At 45.8% G+C, this 21,310-nt stretch carries 15 protein-coding genes and 1 pseudogene; 9 read left to right on the top strand and 7 right to left on the bottom strand.

What is annotated here, in order from left to right; genetic code table 11:
• Positions 1 to 72 precede the first annotated feature (72 nt).
• From IEW26_RS04685 to IEW26_RS04670, 4 genes are all read left to right on the top strand, one after another.
• Positions 73 to 1,089, top strand: coding sequence for an ABC transporter substrate-binding protein (locus IEW26_RS04685; RefSeq protein ID WP_188591432.1), 1,017 nt, complete (start codon positions 73 to 75; stop codon positions 1,087 to 1,089).
• Positions 1,090 to 2,115, top strand: a complete 1,026-nt coding sequence (locus tag IEW26_RS04680) for an NAD(P)/FAD-dependent oxidoreductase (RefSeq protein ID WP_188591431.1) — start codon at positions 1,090 to 1,092, stop codon at positions 2,113 to 2,115. It abuts the gene before it with no gap.
• Positions 2,116 to 2,721: 606 nt separating this feature from the next.
• Entirely contained in the window at positions 2,722 to 2,925 is a 204-nt protein-coding gene (locus IEW26_RS30255) for a hypothetical protein (protein ID WP_229729649.1), read from the top strand.
• On the top strand, positions 2,922 to 4,418 hold the full coding sequence (locus tag IEW26_RS04670) for an exosporium glycoprotein BclB-related protein (protein ID WP_188591430.1): 1,497 nt from the start codon (positions 2,922 to 2,924) through the stop codon (positions 4,416 to 4,418). Before IEW26_RS30255 ends, IEW26_RS04670 begins: the two co-directional genes overlap by 4 nt.
• Positions 4,419 to 4,844: 426 nt before the next feature.
• Here the strand turns inward: IEW26_RS04670 and IEW26_RS30250 are convergent.
• From IEW26_RS30250 to IEW26_RS04645, 5 genes and pseudogenes are all read right to left on the bottom strand, one after another.
• Positions 4,845 to 5,171 (bottom strand): annotated as a pseudogene (locus IEW26_RS30250) (aminoglycoside phosphotransferase family protein); the annotation flags it as partial.
• A 115-nt stretch (positions 5,172 to 5,286) separates the two neighbouring features.
• Positions 5,287 to 6,087: an ankyrin repeat domain-containing protein gene (locus IEW26_RS04660; RefSeq protein WP_188591428.1), complete on the bottom strand. Its 801-nt coding sequence runs from the start codon at positions 6,085 to 6,087 to the stop codon at positions 5,287 to 5,289.
• 92 nt (positions 6,088 to 6,179) lie between these two features.
• Positions 6,180 to 6,995 (bottom strand): alpha/beta fold hydrolase, encoded by an 816-nt coding sequence (locus tag IEW26_RS04655; protein ID WP_188591427.1) that lies wholly within the window; start codon positions 6,993 to 6,995, stop codon positions 6,180 to 6,182.
• A 202-nt stretch (positions 6,996 to 7,197) separates the two neighbouring features.
• Positions 7,198 to 8,214 (bottom strand): alcohol dehydrogenase AdhP, encoded by a 1,017-nt coding sequence (gene adhP / locus IEW26_RS04650; protein ID WP_188591426.1) that lies wholly within the window; start codon positions 8,212 to 8,214, stop codon positions 7,198 to 7,200.
• 106 nt (positions 8,215 to 8,320) lie between these two features.
• Positions 8,321 to 10,351, bottom strand: coding sequence for an ABC transporter substrate-binding protein (locus IEW26_RS04645; protein WP_188591425.1), 2,031 nt, complete (start codon positions 10,349 to 10,351; stop codon positions 8,321 to 8,323).
• Positions 10,352 to 10,521: 170 nt separating this feature from the next.
• On the opposite strand from IEW26_RS04645, the gene IEW26_RS04640 reads away from it, so the two are divergent.
• The 5 genes from IEW26_RS04640 to IEW26_RS04620 all read left to right on the top strand — a co-directional run bounded on the left by IEW26_RS04640 (position 10,522) and on the right by IEW26_RS04620 (position 15,275).
• A complete protein-coding gene (locus IEW26_RS04640) occupies positions 10,522 to 11,073 on the top strand; it encodes a sigma-70 family RNA polymerase sigma factor (RefSeq protein ID WP_373288414.1) in 552 nt (183 codons plus the stop codon).
• On the top strand, positions 11,060 to 12,298 hold the full coding sequence (locus IEW26_RS04635) for a DUF4179 domain-containing protein (protein WP_188591424.1): 1,239 nt from the start codon (positions 11,060 to 11,062) through the stop codon (positions 12,296 to 12,298). Before IEW26_RS04640 ends, IEW26_RS04635 begins: the two co-directional genes overlap by 14 nt.
• Positions 12,295 to 12,918, top strand: coding sequence for a hypothetical protein (locus tag IEW26_RS04630; RefSeq protein ID WP_188591423.1), 624 nt, complete (start codon positions 12,295 to 12,297; stop codon positions 12,916 to 12,918). Before IEW26_RS04635 ends, IEW26_RS04630 begins: the two co-directional genes overlap by 4 nt.
• Entirely contained in the window at positions 12,899 to 13,267 is a 369-nt protein-coding gene (locus IEW26_RS04625; RefSeq protein WP_188591683.1) for a DUF5643 domain-containing protein, read from the top strand. Before IEW26_RS04630 ends, IEW26_RS04625 begins: the two co-directional genes overlap by 20 nt.
• A 448-nt stretch (positions 13,268 to 13,715) precedes the next feature.
• Positions 13,716 to 15,275, top strand: a complete 1,560-nt coding sequence (locus IEW26_RS04620; protein ID WP_188591422.1) for an acetamidase/formamidase family protein — start codon at positions 13,716 to 13,718, stop codon at positions 15,273 to 15,275.
• 170 nt (positions 15,276 to 15,445) lie between these two features.
• Here IEW26_RS04620 and IEW26_RS04615 read toward each other — a convergent pair whose 3' ends face one another.
• On the bottom strand, positions 15,446 to 15,892 hold the full coding sequence (locus IEW26_RS04615; RefSeq protein WP_188591421.1) for an OsmC family protein: 447 nt from the start codon (positions 15,890 to 15,892) through the stop codon (positions 15,446 to 15,448).
• Between the two features lie 386 nt (positions 15,893 to 16,278).
• Positions 16,279 to 21,255 (bottom strand): discoidin domain-containing protein, encoded by a 4,977-nt coding sequence (locus IEW26_RS04610; RefSeq protein ID WP_188591420.1) that lies wholly within the window; start codon positions 21,253 to 21,255, stop codon positions 16,279 to 16,281.
• Positions 21,256 to 21,310: the final 55 nt, after the last annotated feature.

Genomic DNA, 21,310 nt, shown 5'->3' with positions numbered 1-21,310 from the left:
AAGAGGCCCTTTTGATTTGATAGTATTATTGATAATAATTATCATTATCAATTTGAGAGGGAGAAGCAAATCATGAAAGTCAGAATTAAAGGATTAGGTATTTTGTTGCTGATTGCAGGCTTACTGCTTGCTGCATGCAGTGGTGGGGCGACAGAGGAAACAGATGCAGGGGGCACAGCAGTAGCTGGCACCGAAGTGACAACGGGGGCAGAGGGAGCAGTTAACGTAGCAGATGAGACAAAAGTGGTGCATGATCAGTTTGGGGAGGTAACGATCCCTGCACATCCCCAAAATCTTGTTGTATTAAACTCTATTTATGCCGAGTATTTGATAGAGATGGGGATCACACCACAAATCGTTTTATATACACCGGAAGTAGAGGCTGAATATCGTCCAGCATATTTTAAGGAACATGGTGTTCAAATTATTGAAATTGAGCAATATCAAATGAATTATGAACAGCTGTTGGCCCTGTCGCCGGATATGCTTCTTACAGCAGGTGAAGGTATGGAACAAAGCGTGTATGATGAGTTGTCCAAAATTGCTCCTACTGTGGCACTAGATTCCAATAGTGAAATGACGCGAGCCATGCCAAAACTGGCTGCCATATTTGATAAGTCTGAAAAAGCGACAAGTATATTAACTGAATTTGATGAAAAAGCAAAACAAGCCAGAGAAAAAATAGCTGCTGCTCTAGGGAATAAAACGGTACTGGTACTCAGAGTTGAGCATGATCGATATCGTTTTATGGGGCCAAAGGGAGGAAATAGCAGCATATTTTTCTATAACACGTTAGGTTTGAACAGTCCGGAAGCGATCAAGGACTCTACTGTATGGTTCAACCCATTTTCGTTGGAGTTTCTGCCAGAGATGAGCCCGGATTATATATTCCTGGAGGATCGAACGCTTAAAGGTTATGATACGAAGCAATCTATGGAAAATTTAAAGCAAAGTAAGCTGTGGAAAAATCTCGAAGCTGTGAAGAATGATCATGTCTTTCCGTTAAAAACAAGTGAATTTACATCAGGTGTCGGTCCAATCGGCTCTGTGAAGTTAATGGATTATGTGGTAGAAAAGCTGGTGCCTTAGATGACGAAGCTACCGGATATTTATGATATCACCATTGTTGGTGGGGGCCCGGCGGGCATGTACGCAGCTTTTTATAGTGGTATGAGAGCCATGCAAACCAAAATCATTGAGGCCAAGCAGGAGCTGGGTGGATTTATGCGAACCTATCCAGAGAAGCTGATCTGGGATGTTGGCGGAATTGAGCCAGTTCGCTGTGAGAGGCTGATTCATTCACTGGAGATTCAGTCACGAACCTTTGAACCAACCATCGTTTACGGGCAACAAGTAGATCAGATGCAACGGCGTGAAGATGGGATTTTTGTGCTCACTACTCAAACAGGAGAGCTGCATTATACAAGAACAATCATATTATGTGCGGGAAGGGGCATAACTCAGGTACAGAAGCTTGATATTGAAGGCGCTAATCGATATGAACTGACCAATTTGCATTACACGATTACTGATCTGTCAAGATTCGCTGGAAAGCGTGTTCTAATCTCAGGTGGAGGAAACTCGGCCGTCGATTGGGCGAATGAGATCACTCCAATCGCTTCCGAAGTGACCGTGATTCACAGACAGCATCAGTTCAGTGCACATGAGTTACCTGTTGCGCAGATGAAAGCGATGGTTCGGGTAATGACACCCTATTCCCTTTCTCGTTTATACGGGGCGGGAGAGCATATAGAGCGGGTAGAGGTTACTCAGGTAGAGAATGGAGAGATTACGCAGCTAGACATCGACGAGATTGTTGTATGCCATGGGTATGATCGTGATTTCGGTCAGCTTGTACAATGGGGATTAAAGCAGGATGATTATGGAGTAAGGGTTGATGCACGTATGCGGACAAGTATTCCCGGGATATTTGGTGCAGGTGACTTTATTACTTATGGAAGCAAGTTCAGACTGATCGCAGGCGCTTTTTCTGACGCAGTCCTTGCAGTTAACAGTGCAAAAACATATTTGGACCCTTCTGCCCCGAATATGGCAGGTGTTTCCTCTCACAATGCCCGTTTTTTTGATAAAAACAAAGCGTTTAACAAGCTGTAGTAAGTACAGGCGATGATTTAATTCATTATGGAAGCTGACGTCGGTGATATGCTGATGCCAGCTTTTTTAATTTTATTGTGACCTTTTTTGATCAAAAGTGAATATATTCTTCAATTCTCTTGTGTGCTTACTAGGGCGTGTCTGAGAATTCTGAAGGAAGCCAATTTTGCTGAATTTTCGTTCCAAGTCAGGAAGTTTTCTGCAGGTGTGCCGGGGCGCGTCAAGGAAAAGTGATAAAGCAGGGGGCGAAAAGGCGGTAAAAGATGCACTTCAGTAGGTATCAAGATACGCCCCAATTCGGGATAGAGGCGTTTAGGAGGAAAATGCAAAAAAGCTGTAAACAAAGCGAATTATACCTGTTTGTACCGAACCTTTGCTTCTGTACAGGAATATTATTATTAAGTCTTTAGTAAAGCATTGCTGCTGGAGTAAGAGGTTCACAGAAGGAGGGAGATGGAAGATTGACAATTTTGTCAACGGGACCGATTGAGAATAATGCCGTTTCCGGTGTTAGACCAACAAAGCAGGTAACTATTAGAATTGTGAGTCGGGTAGCTACTCGTATCAGTGCAGGGGTATGTGCTAGACACAACAAGAACGTTGTATGTGAGTGAACTGATAAGTGTTGCTCCTAATGAGGCATTGACTCGTAATTATTTTGCGGATTTAGATGCCTTTGAGTATCTTTTTGAAATAAATGAGGCAAATGTGGGAGATGGCGAAATTTCAGTGTGGGGAAAAAAGGCATCAGGAGAATTGGTAGATGCACATCAAAGGTACTATTCTTCAACGAAGGGAGCAAAGCGATGAGTTTTTTATCGACAGGGCCAATTGAAAATAACGCTGTTAGTGGTGTAAGACCGACGCAATCCGTAACGGTTAGAATTGATAATCGAAGTGATGCTACAGTCTCGACTGTACTAATTCAAGGATATTATATGAGTGGCGGAACAAGGATTCAATATGTCAGTCAAACTTTTGATATTGCACCAAATCAAGTGATAACAAACAATTACTTTGCCAATTTAGATGCCTTTGAATTCACCTTCACTACAACAGCTCAGTTTAATGATCCTGTCCAAATATCTGTGTGGGGGAAGAGCAGTACTGGCTCTCTAGTGACAGCCCATCGTTTAGTTTCTTCGGAACTACTGGGTGAAATTCTGGGTACAACAGGGGCAACTGGGGCTACGGGAGCGGCAGGTGCAACAGGTCCGACGGGAGCGACAGGCGTTGCTGGTGCAACAGGCCCGACGGGAGCGACAGGTCCGACAGGAGCGACAGGTGGTACCGGCGCGACAGGCGTGACAGGCGTTGCTGGTGCAACAGGCCCGACGGGAGCGACAGGCGTTGCTGGTGCAACAGGTCCGACAGGAGCGACAGGCGTTGCTGGTGCAACAGGTCCGACAGGAGCGACAGGCGTTGCTGGTGCAACAGGCCCGACGGGAGCGACAGGCGTTGCTGGTGCAACAGGCCCGACGGGAGCGACAGGCGTTGCTGGTGCAACAGGTCCGACAGGCGTAACAGGAGCAACAGGTCCGACAGGCGTAACAGGAGCAGCAGGTCCGACAGGAGCGACAGGTGGTACCGGCGCGACGGGCGTGGCAGGAGCAACAGGTCCGACAGGAGCGACAGGTGGTACCGGCGCGACAGGCGTGACAGGAGCAACAGGTCCGACAGGAGCGACAGGTGGTACTGGCGCGACAGGCGTGACAGGAGCAACAGGTCCGACAGGTGGTACTGGAGCGACAGGCGTGACAGGTGCAACAGGCGTGGCAGGTACTGGAGCGATTATTCCTTATGCATCTGGTCTTCCGGCTTCACTAACTACGGTTTTAGGCGGAGTTTTGAATACTTCCAGCTTGGTTGGTTTTGGGAGCAGTACAACTGGAATAACGATCAGTGGAGGAGTTATTGACCTCACAGGCTCACCGGGCACGTTGCTTAACTTTGCTTTTTCTGCACCGCGTGCTGGAACGATTACTTCGCTTGCTGCTTATTTTAGTACAACAGCAGCACTTAGCTTGGTCGGAACTACAATAACTATTACTGCACAATTATTCCGATCCACTACACCTGATAATAGCTTTACGGCCGTGCCGGGAGCCGTTGTAACCTTGGCACCAGCGTTGACTGGCATTCTAGCATTAGGCACAATCTCCAGTGGATTGACCACAGGGCTGAGTATTTCAGTAGCTGCGAGTGACCGATTGCTTATGGTCTTCTCAGCAACAGTTACAGCCGGAATCGATGTGGCTACCACTGTTGCAGGATATGCGAGCGCGGGTCTTAGCATCACTTAATGGAAATATTAAATAGTTCCAATCCAGACAAAAAACTCTTAAATATTAGAGCAGTAGGCTCTTATCTACAATGTATAAAATAGGGGATGGATTTGCATTCCTGTCTGATCTTGAAGGAATCTTTTATAAGGCAGGGCACGTTAATCTCATTGTCGATAAGAAAGTAACCGCCAGAAGTTTTAGAACTTTAGGCGGTTACTTTCTCACTGTACACATATTGTTTTCTGTTGGGTCGGCATGGTAAGGATTGCTGCTTCACAAGCTTTGGCTGGTCGAGCCATATAGTGCCCTGATCCTTGAGCAACAATTATGCGCAAAATGGTGGGACAGCGTTAAGAGATCCTGCTGCATTTCGCCCATTTCAGTTCCATTTTTGGTCCCATCCTGTGAGAAATAACGATTGTTCCCAATGAATGGTAATAACGATTAATCTCGGTTATGTGAAAGCATCTCTATCGCTTGCCTTGCATGATATGCAGCAAGATTCTTGGCAAACTGCCGATCGGGGAAGTGTCTGTGAAGAAGCTTTAGTCCCCCTGAGGTCAACGATAAATGATGACATAAACGATAGAATGACAGCCGTGCAAAATCAAGATTTTCTTGTTCAAAATAACGATAGTATTCGCCGAATCGAAGCTTCAGAAAGCTGTGCTCATGCTCAAGGTCAAAGAACCCTGCACCTTCAATATCAATCAGGTACGGCTGCATTTTATGATCTATTATAATGTGATTGGGTCCGAGCTCATCATGGATGACATGATGATGGCAAAATATACATAAGCAGGGGCTGGGCGACTCAACATGTTTGAGTGCACCCAGCCCCTTATTTGCGCTGAAATTAACTGCTTGTTACGGTAAGTCTGGCTGTTCATATCTCACGATTGATATTATCTGCACCTTTAGCTCCCTGTCGTTCGAGCCAAGTAACCAAGTCGGTGAAACCATTTCGCTTGACTGTGTCCAATGGTGTCGATCCGTCCCAGGCAGCTGCCCAATTCAGTTCAGCACCTTGCTGGAGAAGGTATGCGGCTGCTTCTTGCTGGCCCCCATGACAAGCACACCAGAAAGATATATTTACTGTATCTGTTGGAGCCGAGGAGCTACCTGAAGTCCAAGGATAATATTCCGGTAGTGACTTTCCTTTAAAATGGTTTTTGATGGCATCGATCTTTCCGAGTGCGGCTGCATGCCAAAGTGCGGTAAGAGCTCCGCGTTCAACCAGACGCCTTGCGGTATTCCACTGTGCAAATGCAACGGCATCGTCCAGCGGTGTTCCTCCGGCAATTACGGCCCCGGATGCTTCAATGTCAGCACCAGCATCGATCAGAGCATCCAGTGCCTGTACATCATCACAGCTTGCAGCCCAATGCAAGGGGGTCTCGTGATTTGCACCGAGCATGGGGGCGTTAACTTCAGCACCGTATCCGGTCAACATACGAATCGTCTTTGTTACATTGGGAAAATGACCCGGCCAGTCTGTGGCTATATGCAGCAGTGTCCGGGAAACGGTTGAGCAGCCCCCTTTGTTCTGAGGGTTCCGTTCCAGAATTTTTGTTTTTGCCAACCCGGAGTGATCCAATAAAAGCTGCTCCAAAGAGGAAGTATCACCTGTCTGAATGGCGCGTGTCACTCTTTGAGCTACATCTTCATCTTCATACATCCATTCCATGTCCCAGTCTCCTTCTGGAGGCTATTGTTTAACCAGTCACAGCGTAATATATATCACTCCACGTGATCTATTCACTGATACATATCCGGTTTCTATTGTGCAAGCATGGTAAGGATTTGCTGCTTCACAAGTTCTGGCTGGTCAAGGTATACATAGTGTCCTGATCCTTGAGCAATGACATGCGTAGAATGGTTGGACAACGAAGCCAGATCCAGCTGCATTTCTGCCCATTTCAATTCCATTTCTGGTCCCATACCATGTTCTGTTGCAGAAACAACGGTTAAAGGAAGATCACGTAATGTATCTTTGGCACGCAGCTTTTCAATGTATTTGAAGCTTTTGATGACATCCTTATAGCTTCCTTCAACAGTAAATTGTGATAAATACAATTCTTTAAATTCTTCAGGCAGGGTGGCTAAAATGGCTTCCTCCTGCTTTTCATGAGAGGCGTCGATCAGAACAGCTCCTGCAACTTCATCTCTATAACGGTCAGCAAAAGCTCGCACATTTACCCCGCCGAGGCTGTGGCCCACCAGTACATACGGCCCTGGAATATTAGCTTTTCGCAAAAGCTTATGTAGTTCCTTCACTTGCTGTTTTGCTGTTTTATCCTTGGTGGTGTCGTCACTAAGACCAAGTCCGGCCCGATCATAGGATACAGTTAACGTTGTTTTGGAAATCTCGGATTGCATATCAGACCAGACGGATGAATCATCACCATACCCGCTAATGAAAACAACGGTGGGAAGAGAGGTTTTAACGCCCTGAATCTCAGCATATAAAGAAACACCTGTGCTGACTTCATAAAGTCCGCTGGAGCCAACCTGATTCGGCTTTGCTTCTGCAAAGGGAGCAATACTAAGAAAAATCAAACAGAAACTTAGCAATAATGAGAGATAACGATTCATTACGAAAATTCCTCCTAAATTTATAATATAATAACTATATATTTACAATAAAAGTCTACTACAAAACACCAATAATTGTAAGTGAATAGTTTGTGTCTACGACAGGAGGACAATTTTTTAGCATTTATAAAAACCATAAAAGAACATAAATAAAACAGGCTACGATGTCATCATCATAGCCTATCGGTTTGTGTAATTCGCATTAAGTTGTAAAATCAATCACCATGCGGCCCTGAATTTTACCTTCTTCCATCTCTTCGAAGATCTGGTTGATATCATCAATTTTACGCTTGCTCACAATCGGTACCACTTTGCCTTCGGCGGCAAAGCCAAAGGCCTCCTGCAGATCCTCTCGGGTGCCCACCAAGGAGCCAATCACCTGTATGCCGTCCAGAACCAGACGAGGAATATCGAGATCCATTTTGTCAGTAGGCAATCCTACAGCAACTACCCGGCCACCTGCTTTGACAACATCTACGGCTTGATTAAAAGGTTTTTTGGCAACGGCGGTGACTACAGTTGCATCAAGACCATCTCCGTTGGTTAGCTGTTTGGCTTTCAGCACTGGATCATCCTTTAGACTATTCACGGCATGGTCTGCACCCACCTTCAGTGCAAGCTCAAGCTTCTCATCGCTGATGTCAAAAGCAATCACCTTGGCATTGAACACATGTTTGGCATATTGGACAGCCAGATTTCCCAAACCGCCGATGCCAAAAATTCCAATCCACTGACCAGGGCGGATATTACTTACTTTTACCGCTTTATAAGTGGTCACCCCGGCACAGGTTACGCTCGTTGCTGCAGCGGGATCAAGCTGGTCGGGTACTTTGACCGCATAATCTGCGGTAACGATGCATTGTTCTGCCATCGCACCATCCACTGTGTAGCCCGCGTTTTTGACTTGACGACACAGTGTTTCTCGCCCCGTCAAACAATATTCGCAGCGACCGCAGCTCTCAAACAGCCAGGCTATACTGACTCGATCACCAATCTCTAGACTTGTCACGCCTTCCCCTAACTTAATGACTTTGCCAATCCCTTCATGCCCAAGCACCCTGCCTGTAACATTACCGAAATCGGCATTTTTCACATGTAAATCTGTGTGGCACACGCCGCAATATTCCATCTGTACGAGTGCTTCTCCATGATTGAGTGGGCGCAGCTGTTTTTCCTCTACACGAACCTTTTTATCCTCTGTGACGATGGCTGCCTTCATGTGGGATTCTCCTTTAATAGCGAATGGCATCAATTTATTATTGGGTCCAGAATGTCCCAACCATCTCATAGGATTTGAAGCTGATTATGAAAATATGCAAATGATTTCACTCCATGTCGGTTAAGCTTTTCACGACAAATTCAAGCTGGGCTTCCAGCGAAATGGGGTCACTGAACACAAAGCCACGGCTATCTTCCCTGTAAACATGCTGGTTTCGCACAGCAGGAAGACTCTCCCAGATCGTGCCTTCAAAAATCGGAGCAGCACTTTCATCACCTGTCCAGCTGCTAATAAAAATGTAATCCCCCGCGTATTGGGGCAACAACTCAAGAGAGAGTTTGGCCCAGCCCTTACCGCTATCAATGGCCTCTTTTTGAATGATAGGAGGAGCCTTTAGATCAAACTCTCCATAAATAATATCTCCACCTCTGCCGAAGCTGCCATAGGCATAAAATTCTTTGGCACTTCCTGAATCAAAGATGGATACGGTACGATTACCAACCGCTTGTCTCACCAGTGGCTTGTATTTAGTAATTTTGGCATCCCAGTCCGCAATCCATGCCTTTGCTTGTTCTTCTCTGCCTGTCATTTTGCCAAACTCGATCAATTGCTTGCGAAAAGGAACTCCGTATTCAACAGCAACGGTCGGTGCAATTTTGGACAGTTTTTCAATGGTTTCTGCATCATTCCAGACGACGATTAAATCTGGCTGCAGCTCCATTATTTTCTCATAAGACACGTCATTTCCTATGTTTACAACATCATCAAGTTTTCCTTCCGTATAGCTGTTGAAAGACTCGTCTCCTGCTCCAACGGGTTTAATACCAAGTGCTAACAAATGCCCGGTGAATGCCCCTGCTACCATAACGACGCGTTGTGGATTTTTAGGGATTTTTACTTCGCCATTAATCGCATTGTAAGTAATCCATTCAGAAGCGTTGCCCGTTGTTGTGCTGGACGTTGTATTTGTACCTACAGAAGTATTGGTGGCGCTGTCACTTGCTGAAGTTGTGCTTGCTGGTTTGGAGCAGGCCGTGACCAAAAGAGTCAGACATAACAGCAGCGTGATGCCGACAGGTAATTTGCGTTTAAACATCCGTAAATCTCCTCTTTCATTGTTTTGATAATGATTCTCAGTTCTGTTCTCAATATAACGACGAAGTTTACGAGGGGCAATGGATGATCCGAGCTTTATGATAGGATCATTAGCGCTTTTTTTCTGTGAGCGTGTTTCACTTTTATATTGTTTCGGCGTAATTCCAGTGTGCTTTTTAAATATGCGAATAAAGTAGGAGACGTCTGGATATCCGACACTTGCTGCGATTTCCTGTAAAGACAAGCTGGTTTGAAGCAGCAGTTTTTTAGCTTTAGTGACCCGAACACTTATCAAATAATCAATAATACTTGTGCCGGTTTCACGTTTGAAGCATTTTGACAGATAAGCACCACTATAGTGAAAGGTGTGGGCGAGCGTTTCCCTGGTTAATGGCTCAGCATAGTACTCCTGGATGTAATTTATGAGCTGAGATGTGAGATTGGGATATGTTGTATGGACCTTCTGCTGATCCATTTGTCTGAGCAATTCATAGGTGAATTGATAAAACATTGTTTTGACATGAAGATGCTCTAATCGCTTGGTTGTATGCCATTCGCTAAGCATCTGTTCAGCCAGTTTGTATAAGATAGCAGGGTGGAGCGGAATAAAGCCATACTGAACGCGGAATGGCATATGTGGATCCAGATGTCGAAGGACCCGCAGATCAGCCGGGTTGGGAAAAAAAGCCTTGTACAGAATCAGATAAAAACGAAAGGCATCACTGGTCAGGGTGATATCCAGACGGGTACCTTTTCCTCCATGTAACATATAAAAAGGTTTGGAGACATGCTCAATACCATCTAAAGTTATTGTTGCACTGCCGTGTGTTACGTACAGAAAGGCACTTGCTGGAAACAAATAAGGAGAGTGCCGATCGCCAGCTTCTATCGTAATGTATCGTATATCCATAATGCTTAATGCTGCCCGATGCCAAACTAACAGCTGTTCTTGTGTATCTATGGTTGCTTTCAATGGAGAGTGGCTCCCTTCTGTAAAACTGTAAATCCATTCTTGATTGTAATGATCATAATCTATTTTCATTGCTTACTCATGATTTGAACAGGATATTTTCTCCACATCATAAAAGGAGCCCGAATGTACGGTTTTTAGCATTTTAGTGAATCGCAGAAATTTATTTTTATCCTACATATAACCTTTTGCTGTACTCGTCCATCTAATTTAATAGAGGGCCCTCAGAAGGAGTGAAATTCGTGCATCAAATTATGGAGCAAGAAGTCAAAAGAGCACAGCAGGGAGATCGTGAAGCTTTTATTCAGCTATTCCGGAGGCTGGAGCCCGAGCTGTACAGTTTGGCAAAATCCATTGTGGGACGGGATGAGGATTGCGCGGATGCTCTTCAGGAAACAACACTGAAAGCATATAAAGGCATAACCGGTTTACGGAATACAGCTTATTTTAAAACATGGCTTATTCGCATTCTCATTAATGAATGTAATCAGGTGCTCCGTATGCGCAAACGAACCGTTGTCATGGCGGAGCTGCCTGAGCAGACTGAAACACGCGGCAATCTAACACATTTTGTAAACAGCAGGCAGCAAGATTTAAGGGAAGCTGTTGAGAATCTGGACGAGTCGTTACGTTTGGTTATTCATCTGTTCTATTATCAGGATTTGCCGATCAAACAAATAGCGAGTGTTCTGGAACTGTCGGAAGGTGCTGTCAAAGCACGCTTACACAGAGCACGCGGGGTGCTTGCGAAACAAATGGATTGGAAAGGGGAGAGTGCGATTGAATCAACGTGATCTTGATCAGGAACTGCGGGAATTGGGTAAAGCGAATGCGGGTAAGGTACCCGACATGATTCGCCACCGTCAGGAAGAGGTCTATGCCGCACTGGAGGCTCTCCCGATGCGAAAACGCAGTCACCACCGTAAAAAGTCTGTTCGTTCTGTGTCCCCGGTTTACCGGTTCCTTTTGATAGCTGCAGCGGTGATGATTGTTACGATCGGTGGCTTGCTGGGCGGTGCCGCTGTATCACCAGCCATAGCAGCATCACTGCAAAGTGTTCCACTCATCGGCAGTCTGTTTAAGCTGGCCGCCGACGACTTAGGCCTGCAAACCTTGGAGGAGAACGGTCTTGCAGAAGTCGTGGAAGCCAGCGCCACCCATGATGGAATTACTCTCCGTATTCCAGAGCTTGTCTACGATGGCATAAGGCTATCCATGATAGTTACTCGTGATGGAGAAAAACAAAGTGGCGGTATTCTTGACCAAATTTCTACGGGGAACGGAACAAAGCACGAATACCCTAAAGGAGCCATTCATTCCTTTGATGCGCAGATCGATGGACGTCCCATCGATCGGCAGGAAAATGGATGGAATATGGGTCTTAGTGCAAAACGCACATCCGATCCAAATACAGCCATTTATGAATTAACGCCACGTTCCGCATCGCAGCAGTTCACATCAGCACTTCCAGATGCATTTACGCTGACAGTTCAGATTGGTCTGGAGGGGATTGAGGAGCCATTTGTGATGGAACTCCCGGTACGTAAACAGCAGGCCAATGTCATGTCCACCGTTCAGAAGTCGAGAGAATGGAGAGGCCACAAGCTGACCTTAAGTGAAATCCAGTTCACACCAATTACAACCCAAGTGTTGTTAAGTGTTGATTCGGATGATCAGGAATGGCAGCATCGGCTATGGTTTGAACTGTGGGATGACAGGGGCAATGTGCTGGGTTTCATTGGCGGATATGGTGCGCATGAAACCGGCCACGCAGGAGAGCTTCGTTATAATGTGCTGTTTGAACGTATGGCAAAGGCTCCTTCATCGATCAAACTGAAAGCTTTTTTGCCTGAAATGGAGGATCCTTCATCCTCTTCAGGACGCTTCAAACTAAACGAGCGCGGGGAAGTCATTAAAAATTATATCAATGGGCTGGAGATCACCTTTCCGGTGGATCAAGCAGAAATACAGAAACTATACGAGATTTCATCCGAAACAAGAGGAGACGATAAACCATGAAAAACACATCTAAAATGATTGCGGTAACAGCTTTGGCAACAGGATTGTTAGTTGGAGGCGGGGCTTGGGGATATCAAGCAACAACGGTTGATGCTGCGGCAGCTCAAGCTACTGGAGAAAAAGGAAAGGCTGCGATTAAAGCGGACGCGGTTCGAGTGACTCAGAGTGGAATTACGCTTGAGGTGAAAAAAGCTGTGTTTGACGGAAACCTTATTGATATTTCGATCGACCGGACGGGCAAGGGACTAAAGAACAGCTTCGTGTACAACGGTGCAGGAGATGAAAGCAAGCCTATGGATGAAGGGACTCTTGAGTCTATTGACGTTTATATTAACGGAAAATCTATTATGGATCTTGGTGGAAAAACGCTTGGGCAAAGGCCTAACCTAGGGTGGGGGCCTGGAGATCATTCTAAAAGTATTCGTGTTAAAATTACGGATCCTTCATGGTTAGGCGGCAAAGGCTACACTTTTCCAGAGAAGTTTCAGCTTAAACTAAAGGTAAAGCTTGCAGGGGTGGATAAACCTTACATTGTTGAACTTCCAATGCAAAAGACAGCAGACAAACCAGTGGTGTTAACAGACAGCTTGACCAAACAGGCTGGGGAACCTGACTCTTGAGCTTGGTAAAATAAGTCTTACATCAACTTCAACTCGTATTCAACTGATTGGGAAGGGAGATACAACAGAGCGGGTTTTTGGTATGATGTATGAGTTTGTGGATGACAGCGGCCGTCAACTGGATTACTTAACTGCGTTTGGTACAGATGATAACAATAAAGAAAAAGCACTGTATCATGACATCGTGTTAACTCCGATTCAAGCAAACGCTAAATCTATCACGATTAAACCGTTTTATCCCGAGATGGAAGTACCTGGTGCAACAAATGGCGCGTATAAGCTGGATGCCGATGGGGAGATCGTTAAAAATTACATTGAAGAGCTGGAAATGAAGGTTCCGCTAAAATAAAGCCAAAAATGTTGTTTGATAAACAACGCTGAAGCCTCCTCACGGAGGCTTTTTGTTATATCAGCTTGAATTTCTGTTTACGTCATTTTGATATTTTACTCATACCTGGTTGACTTCATGTTGACATTGAAGCCAATGTTTCGGTGTTCTATTCCTCTCCCGTCGCAAACGCATTCCTCTCATAACTGATCCAGTCGCTCCAGCTCACTTCATTTCGTTTGTTCAAATCTCTGAAGAAGGATCCTCAAGTTTACTAAATGTATTTAAATTTTACATGTCTTATTCATGATAATTATATTGACATATATTTATGGATTTTATATGGGTATTCTTGACATTTGGTTCTATTATGTTATTTTTTATGACAATAAAATATTGTTGTTAATACATTTATATGTTATTGTATATTCGTGTTAGGTAATATTACATATTATAGAAGGGGAGCTTAATGTTTATTAACCGAACCATTAGGAAATTTGGCATTTCAGCAGGGATTATAGGTATGTTTACATTTGCTCTACCTTCAGTGGGCTTTTCTATGCCGCTGCAACCAACAACCATCGATAAGGTAGAAGGTGATTATTATGTAACGTCTGCGACTGAGAACATTCGCTGGGGATCACTGCCTAATCGAGACAGCTCACCGATTCTTACTGTACCATCAGGGAGTGCTGTAACGTTTGATACGGTATCGCATGAGGGACTGATAGAGGATCAAGGGAGAAATCCAGTGGAGTACTTCGGCAAATTCGGTATCTCACCCGATGGAGTGTTGGATGATGCGAAGGCAATTGCGGCGTCTGCGATTAAGCATGATTATGTAAAAGACGGACCTCATATTATCACTGGGCCAGTAGCGGTTGAAGGAGCGATGCCAGGAGATGTTCTTAAAGTAGAAGTCCTTTCGTTGCAAACTCGAGTTCCATATGGTGTCATTTCTAACCGCCATGGTAAAGGTGCCCTTCCTAACGAATTTCCAGAAAATACAGGCCCGCAAGAGGGAGCTAGCGCAACAAAACCGGAATTATATAATAATGTATCTATATTTACGCCTATTGAAGAAATCAACGGCAATTGGTATGGTTTATTACCAACAAAAGCCGGCAAGAAGGTACGTTTTCCAATTAACCCGTTTCTAGGTGTGATGGGGGTTGCGCCAAATACCAGCGAAGTTGTGAGTTCTATCCCGCCTATTGAAACAGGAGGCAATATGGATATTAATGAGTTAGGTGTTGGTGCGACTATTTATTATCCGATTCAAGTTAAAGGCGGGTTATTCTATACTGGAGATCCACATTTTGCTCAAGGAGATGGAGAAGTAGCGTTAACTGCATTGGAAGCTTCCTTAAGAGGTACGGTTCGGTTAACGGTGTTAAAGAAAGGTGATCCATCAATACCACATCGTGGAGAATTCACGCAGCCCTTTGCTGAAACAGAGGATTATTGGATTCCCATTGGACTGGATCCTGATTTGGATGAAGCAATGAAAGAATCAGTGCGTGAATCGATTCAATTTTTATCCGATAAGCTTGATATGGATAGAAGTGTAGCTTATGCTTATCTGTCGGCTGCAACGGATTATGAAGTATCTCAGGTCGTAGACCGAACTAAAGGGGTTCATGGACTCATTCGAAAGACTGATTTCCTTGAATATGTTGACGTTGCCATGAATGTAGATGGTACGTTAATCAAACCGGTTGTTCATAACAATGAGTTCTATGTACCGATTCGAACAATTTCGGAGCTTTTGGGCGGTACAGTAGTGTGGGTTAATAAGTCGCGTACAACACAAATCAAATTAGGCACAAAAAATATAAGTGCTCAAATTGGTTCAGATGTGTATTCAATTAACGATAAACTAGTGTTCAACAGTAAAGTACCAAAGCTTTTAAATGGCGAAACCGCAGTTCCGGTTTCCGTTATTAATGAAATACTGGGTGCTTATGTAAACTGGACGACGATCGACAAGACGTTAACAGCAAATGTATCTTTAAGTAAAAAGCAATAATAGATTTCATCCAGAAGCCCGCGAAAAACGCGGGCTTTTTTTATCTCTAATATTTGTATGGTTAACAATTCAATATCAGTTCTACCTATTACGGTAGAGAAAAATTTTTGACCATTAAATTGTTGGGAGGAATCTTTTAAAACCCCGGTTTCACAGTATTTATAGGCTGCTTAGTTTTCGATGATAATTCTGTCCAACTTGAGATTAACCGGATGTGCCAACGTATCTCCAACCGGGCACTTGCTCTCTAGGAATTGTACAAATGCTTCAACCTGCTCTGGAGGAGAATCTGTTTTGATACGGAATGTATACCGAATATCGGAATAGCCCGGACGCACCTCTGATTTGTCGAAAAAGCCATCCAGGTCAATATCGCCTTCTACATCTACAAAGAAATCATTGAGGTTCACCCCGAATTTAGGCGCATATACCCTGGCTACGATCGACTGACATGCTCCCAGCGAGGCGAGTAAAGCTTCCACCGGATTCATGCCGGTATCAGTGCCACCCAAGCTTTTGGGCTCGTCGATAATAAACTCGAAGTTTCGGGATGCTACTTTCACTTGAACTCCGTTTTGCAGATGAGCAGATGCTTTAAACGTTTGGAGGGCAGACATTTTGTAGTCTCCTTTTAGTGGATTTATTTCTACTGAATTTATTCATAGTTTTCCGCTAAGATTATATTAAATTGGATGTCTAGCGCTGTCAATCCTCAATTTTCCAATAGGCTGATTTCGGGAACAACGCAAAAAAAACATATGACGGTCGCTAAAGCTGTGCTTAGGTGGATATTCAGTGTGTCCTGCTGCCGTTCGTATTCGTGATTTGAAAGTACGTATTCAATTCGAGATAACTGCTTATTGCATTTAGAAGCGGGTGAATTCAAAAAAACACCCCTGTCCCGCAAAATTAAGGGAGAGAGGTGGTTACACGAACGATATTTAAATCCTTGGATTAATGTTTTTTTATTCAGCGTAAGATTGATGATTTTTAATTCAGTGTATCATTGGTACAGCTTCAGCTCAGCAATAGACCACCACCACTCAGCATTGTCCGTAGTCAAAGCAATTTTGACATATCGTGCCTTCTGGTTCGTGAATGTCACTGAGATTAAAGAATCTGTTCCCACAGCTTCTGAAACCGAATTCCATTGCTCGCCATCCGTTGAAGTGAAGATTGTAAAACTGCGGGCATAGTCATTGGTGCTGCTGCTTGAGTCCATAGTTAACCGGCTGAAATTCTGGATGCTTCCCAGATCGATCTGAATCCACTGGTCGGCTTGTTGTCCGGATGCAGAGGTCCAGCGTGAGTTCAGATCATCATCCAGCAGTGCACCAACGTCCTCATACGTGGAAGCTGTGGCTGTCCAGGATGTCCGATCCAGTTCGGTAGGCAGCAGCTCATCCTGTTTCCCGGGTATCCATAGTGTCTGATCGGCAGTGTAAACTGCGATTTCAGCTACAGACCACCAGTGAGAATCCGTTCCGGTCTGAACGATTTTGATATAGCGGGCTTCATGAGGAGCGAATGCAATGAACAGCAAGGCATGTTTCCCTTCACCCGTAGCCACAGCTTTACCCCAATCCATGCCGTCGAGAGAGGTGTATACCTCATAACCACGAGCATAATCCTCACTGTAGTGTGCACTATCCAGTACAATCCGGTTCACTGTCTCTGAATGGCCCAGATCCAGCTGAAGCCACTCACCGCCTGTTTGTGTCTGACCGGAAGTCCAGCGAGTTTCGTTCGAGCCATCCAGCACCGTGGCAGCCCCCTCACCGGAAGACGTTGTGACGGACCAGCCATCTGGAAGCAGACGTTTTTGTTTTCCTGTTCCATAGTGATTAACAAATAGCTCAGAGACCGACCACCATTGATCGGATTCACTGGTCTGCATGATCTTCACATAACGTGCCTGCTGTTCGGGGAAGGTGATGGAGAGACGTCCCGGCGTTCCTTCGCCTCCGGCAATAGAGGTTCCCCAGTTTTGCCCGTCATCGGAAACGAAAATGCGATATTGCCGCGGATAGTCATCCTTGGCGTTCCCCGGGTCCAGCTCTATCGCGTCAAAAGCACTCGTTTGCCCAAGATTAATCGTAATCCACTGTCCGCTCGTTTGCTTTCGTCCGTTCGTCCATAATGTGTCTTTATTTCCATCCAGCATGTGAGCTGAGACATCCGTTCCTTGCGTGGAGGAAGCGGTCACGATCCAGGTTGACCGATCGGGCAGCGGGGCTGGAGCTGGATTTGGTTGTTCAGGTGCTTGGTCCAATTTCCCGAATCGGGCGAGCTTGAGTTCCGAGATGGACCACCAACTGTCTGCGGGAGCAGTCAATACAATTTTGATGTAACGCGCGGTCTGCATTCCCAAATCGACGGACAGGCTCGGAGATGTCCCGGTTCCCTGTGCAATCGGCATGCTCCAGTTCTCACCGTCCTTCGAAACGTAAACTTCATACCCGTGGGCATAATCACCTCCACTGTTGCCGGAGTTCATGAAAAGAGTGTCCATCATCTGCTCGTTGCCCAGATCAATATGGAGCCAGTCTCCGGGCTGTTGTGTTTGTCCCGATGACCAGCGGGTAGTCAAATCTCCGTCTATCATGCGTTCCACTGCTTCCGAACTGGAAGAGGCGGTAATCGTCCATTTGCTGCGATCCAGATAGGTGACGCCTTGTGAAGCATCCGGCTGTTCGACTACTGTATGTTCCAATGGATTGACCTTCACTTGAGCCTTCGCATAGACGGTAGCTGAACCCAAAGCACCGCTTGCATTATAAAAGCGAACCGTTTTGGCGGTATCTGATGGATTCCAGATTTGTGCCGTGTAGACGCCATTCTTTTCGTATACGGTCGCTGCGGGGGAATCAGCCCAAATGTCCATGGTACGTGTTCCTGTGGATGCCATACTGTGTATGAACCAATAGGCGTTAAAGACTTCGTTTTGCTGCATCTCTTTCGTATCCCACTTCGCAAGAGTAGCCTGCGGGTCCCCGATGGATTGGAAGGGCCAGATGATGTGCTGCCATGTGTGCTCCTGCTGACCCCCAAGATCCTTGATCAGACCGTTGTATAATGCCGCAGTATTCTTCGGATCACGACCATAATAGGTCATCCACTCTGCGGGCGGCAGCCAGTGAATGCCGTAAATATGCTCGGCCTCGTTGGAGAAGTACGTACCATACAGGTAAGCACTGCCGTATACATGCCCTACGGTAGCATGTTTGTATCCTTCCAGCCAGTTATCCCCATCATAGTTGAACCAATATTGCTCGGCTGCTTTTTCCTCGGTGACAAAGCCCCAGATACCTGCGTCGCGATAGGCTTTGTTCCCCGTTACTTCGCCCCACATATATTGTCCGACCCAACTGAATAGAGCTTCGCCTGCAGCTTCCTGATTGTTTCCGCTGCGATTGTCGGCATAACCGCCCGCCCAGGAATGACCTGCATAAGGATCAAAATTACGCATCCATGGGAATTGATCGTCTGTGTGCGAAGGATTGGCATAATCCCGGATCAGCAGTTCGACCATATCGCCATAATCCTGTACAAAAGCTGGATCATACATAGCCAGCACCGCAGATGCAAAGACGTAATAACCATACGTAAAATGATGATCCGTCAGCCCGGTATTGACTCCGAACCCGCTTCCATAAGGGAAGATCGTTCCCCATTCATCCGAGTAATAAAAATAATAGGAGTGTAGACGTTCATCCGGTGAATAGGTGTACCAGTCGGTCAAAATGCTTCTTAACTGGGACAGGTAGTGGTCCCGACGTTCCTGATCTCCAAGCTGATCGCTAATGAGCACACCCAGTGCAAGCGGATGAAGTTTTTTCCCCTGCCAGTAGGGATCTTCACTCATTATATTGCCTGACGTATCTGCATCAAGCTGATCCAGATAACTGATTAATTGCGCGCGTGAGTAAGTCGGATCATCCGGCTCCACAAATTGAGGAATAATGCCGTAGAAACGATCTTGTGTTGTAAAGCTGTTGCCTTCGCTCACTTTCATCTCTCCACGAATAGAAGGGTAAGCGAGCTCCGTGAGTGGAGTTGTTGCAAGTTTCCACTGATGCGGGAACAAAGCCATTAATGTGCTCGCGGAAAAGTTGGCACGCTTCGTTTGTGTAACCGAGCTGAAGGTCGTTGTAACTTGTGAAGTGCTCTCGTTATAGTCGTAATCGACAACTGTGTCCGTCACAAAAGCATAGGCATGCTGGTAATAGTATGCTAATTCTGACGCAGATGGCAGAGTAGCCAGCGATAAATAATTTTCGTGTGATCCCAGCTTAATCTTAATTGTATTGCCAAGCTTTATAAATGTGGTTCCTTCAGGTGCATAAAGGCCGTAGTTTCTTGTAAAAGTTTGCGGCGAAGGCGCTCTGTCCTGATTGGTGACTTCTACGCCGATATGATCCCCGGTCCATGATTCCCCGTCCTTTAGCACAATCTCATGATTTTGATCATCAAAGAGACGTGTGATGTTCGGTGAACGGAGCAGGATGGTTTCCGGGTTCTCGAACGTATTGTATAGAAAAGGGGAGCCTTTTACGAAGGTTGTATTGACCTTCGCCGTGTCATCATCACTCATGATGATGTTAGCGGAGTAATCTCCGTATCCTGCGACCTTGGTATTGACCTTGGCCGGGTTCATATCGCTTGTTGTCAGGATAAGGTCAGCTTCACCATCAGCATCCATCGAGTTGCCGTCAGCAGAAACGTATCCGGCACCAGGATTCAAAATATGAAGCCCCTGCTTGGAGTATCTATTTTTGAACGGCAGCGTGACCAGATTGTTTCCATCTCCTAAATCCGAAACGAGAATCGATTGCCACCAGTCATTGGATGGAATTGGAGCGGTGATGTCGGCTGTGCGATTTTTCGGGTTTTTCGGCTGCAGCATCGTGATGTCATTAATGGCATAACTGCCAGCGCCGACTTGTACCGAGCTCATCTCTGGAATAGACGGAATGGTGTAGACCGGTTTTTCATTCCCTTGAATATACTCATATACATCAAAGGCATAAAGTGAATACCCATTGGTTGTACCTCGGCCAAGCCCTGCAAGCCTGACATATCTGGCTTCAGCATATACAGGAATGTCATCCCGTCCACCGTTGCTGTGTAACTCCCGATACAGCGTAGTCCATTGCTTTGCGTCGTCGGATACCTGAATGTCGTAAGCACGTCCAAACGCATTTTCCCATTGCAGCGAAATTCCTCCGATTTCATGAGGTTGACCAAGATCCACAACAATCCATTCCTGATCCTTGTAAATGGAAGACCAGCGTGTACCTGAATCACCATCTGTCACATTGCGCGCTTCATAATCGCGCTTCTGCATTTTGGCCTTGTCTTCGGCGGAGCGGCTAGGTTCGTCAATCTCCTCCGATGACGCCATGACCGATTTACCCAGGGCAAGGTTGGCTGCAGTTGGTTTTGGAGGCGGATTTGCTCCACCCGTTCCATACACATCGAACGCGTAAAGAGATACACCGTAGGCTTGCTGTGCCCGTTCATGACTGAACAAACGCACATATCGTGCATTGGCGGAAACCTCCACTTCCGTCAGACCGCCTTGACCCTTCGTTGTGGAGTATACTTGCTCCCAGTTAACTTCGTCATCCGACACTTCAAGATCGAAGGAGGATGCATAAGCATTTTCCCACTGAATCGAAATGTTCGAGATGGAGGCAACTGCGCCCAGGTCAACATAGATCCACTGAGGGTCCTGCTGCCATGCACTTTCCCATCGGGTATCTTTGTTTCCATCCACGGCAAGATCGGCTGTATTCCCACCAAGGGATGAGGAGCTATACACCGGTCTGTTCAGGGATAAGAGATATGACCCTTCGGCTGCAGCGTTCGCTGCCTTGCTTGGCCATAGCGGCAAGCTGCTAACCAACAATAGCATGGATAACAGCAAGTTCACGCAGATGCTGCGTTTGTTTCGTTTGTGACTCGTTCGTCCCTTCATGTCTTCTTCTCCTTTGTTAGTTCCTGCCTTACCACCAGACAGAACTTTCTCTGTT

This window comes from Paenibacillus silvae (genome assembly GCF_014639235.1).
Taxonomy (GTDB): Bacteria; Bacillota; Bacilli; order Paenibacillales; family Paenibacillaceae; genus Paenibacillus; species Paenibacillus silvae.
This window is presented reverse-complemented; position numbering and strand designations above follow the sequence as displayed.

Bases quoted from the DNA above. Each gene is read 5' to 3' on its own strand.
- IEW26_RS04685 (WP_188591432.1), top strand. From the start codon at position 73: ATGAAAGTCAGAATTAAAGGATTAGGTATTTTGTTGCTGATTGCAGGC.
- IEW26_RS04680 (WP_188591431.1), top strand. From the start codon at position 1,090: ATGACGAAGCTACCGGATATTTATGATATCACCATTGTTGGTGGGGGC.
- IEW26_RS04670 (WP_188591430.1), top strand. From the start codon at position 2,922: ATGAGTTTTTTATCGACAGGGCCAATTGAAAATAACGCTGTTAGTGGT.
- IEW26_RS04660 (WP_188591428.1), bottom strand. From the start codon at position 6,087: ATGGAATGGATGTATGAAGATGAAGATGTAGCTCAAAGAGTGACACGC.
- IEW26_RS04655 (WP_188591427.1), bottom strand. From the start codon at position 6,995: ATGAATCGTTATCTCTCATTATTGCTAAGTTTCTGTTTGATTTTTCTT.
- adhP (WP_188591426.1), bottom strand. From the start codon at position 8,214: ATGAAGGCAGCCATCGTCACAGAGGATAAAAAGGTTCGTGTAGAGGAA.
- IEW26_RS04645 (WP_188591425.1), bottom strand. From the start codon at position 10,351: ATGAAAATAGATTATGATCATTACAATCAAGAATGGATTTACAGTTTT.
- IEW26_RS04630 (WP_188591423.1), top strand. From the start codon at position 12,295: ATGAAAAACACATCTAAAATGATTGCGGTAACAGCTTTGGCAACAGGA.
- IEW26_RS04620 (WP_188591422.1), top strand. From the start codon at position 13,716: ATGTTTATTAACCGAACCATTAGGAAATTTGGCATTTCAGCAGGGATT.
- IEW26_RS04615 (WP_188591421.1), bottom strand. From the start codon at position 15,892: ATGTCTGCCCTCCAAACGTTTAAAGCATCTGCTCATCTGCAAAACGGA.
- IEW26_RS04610 (WP_188591420.1), bottom strand. From the start codon at position 21,255: ATGAAGGGACGAACGAGTCACAAACGAAACAAACGCAGCATCTGCGTG.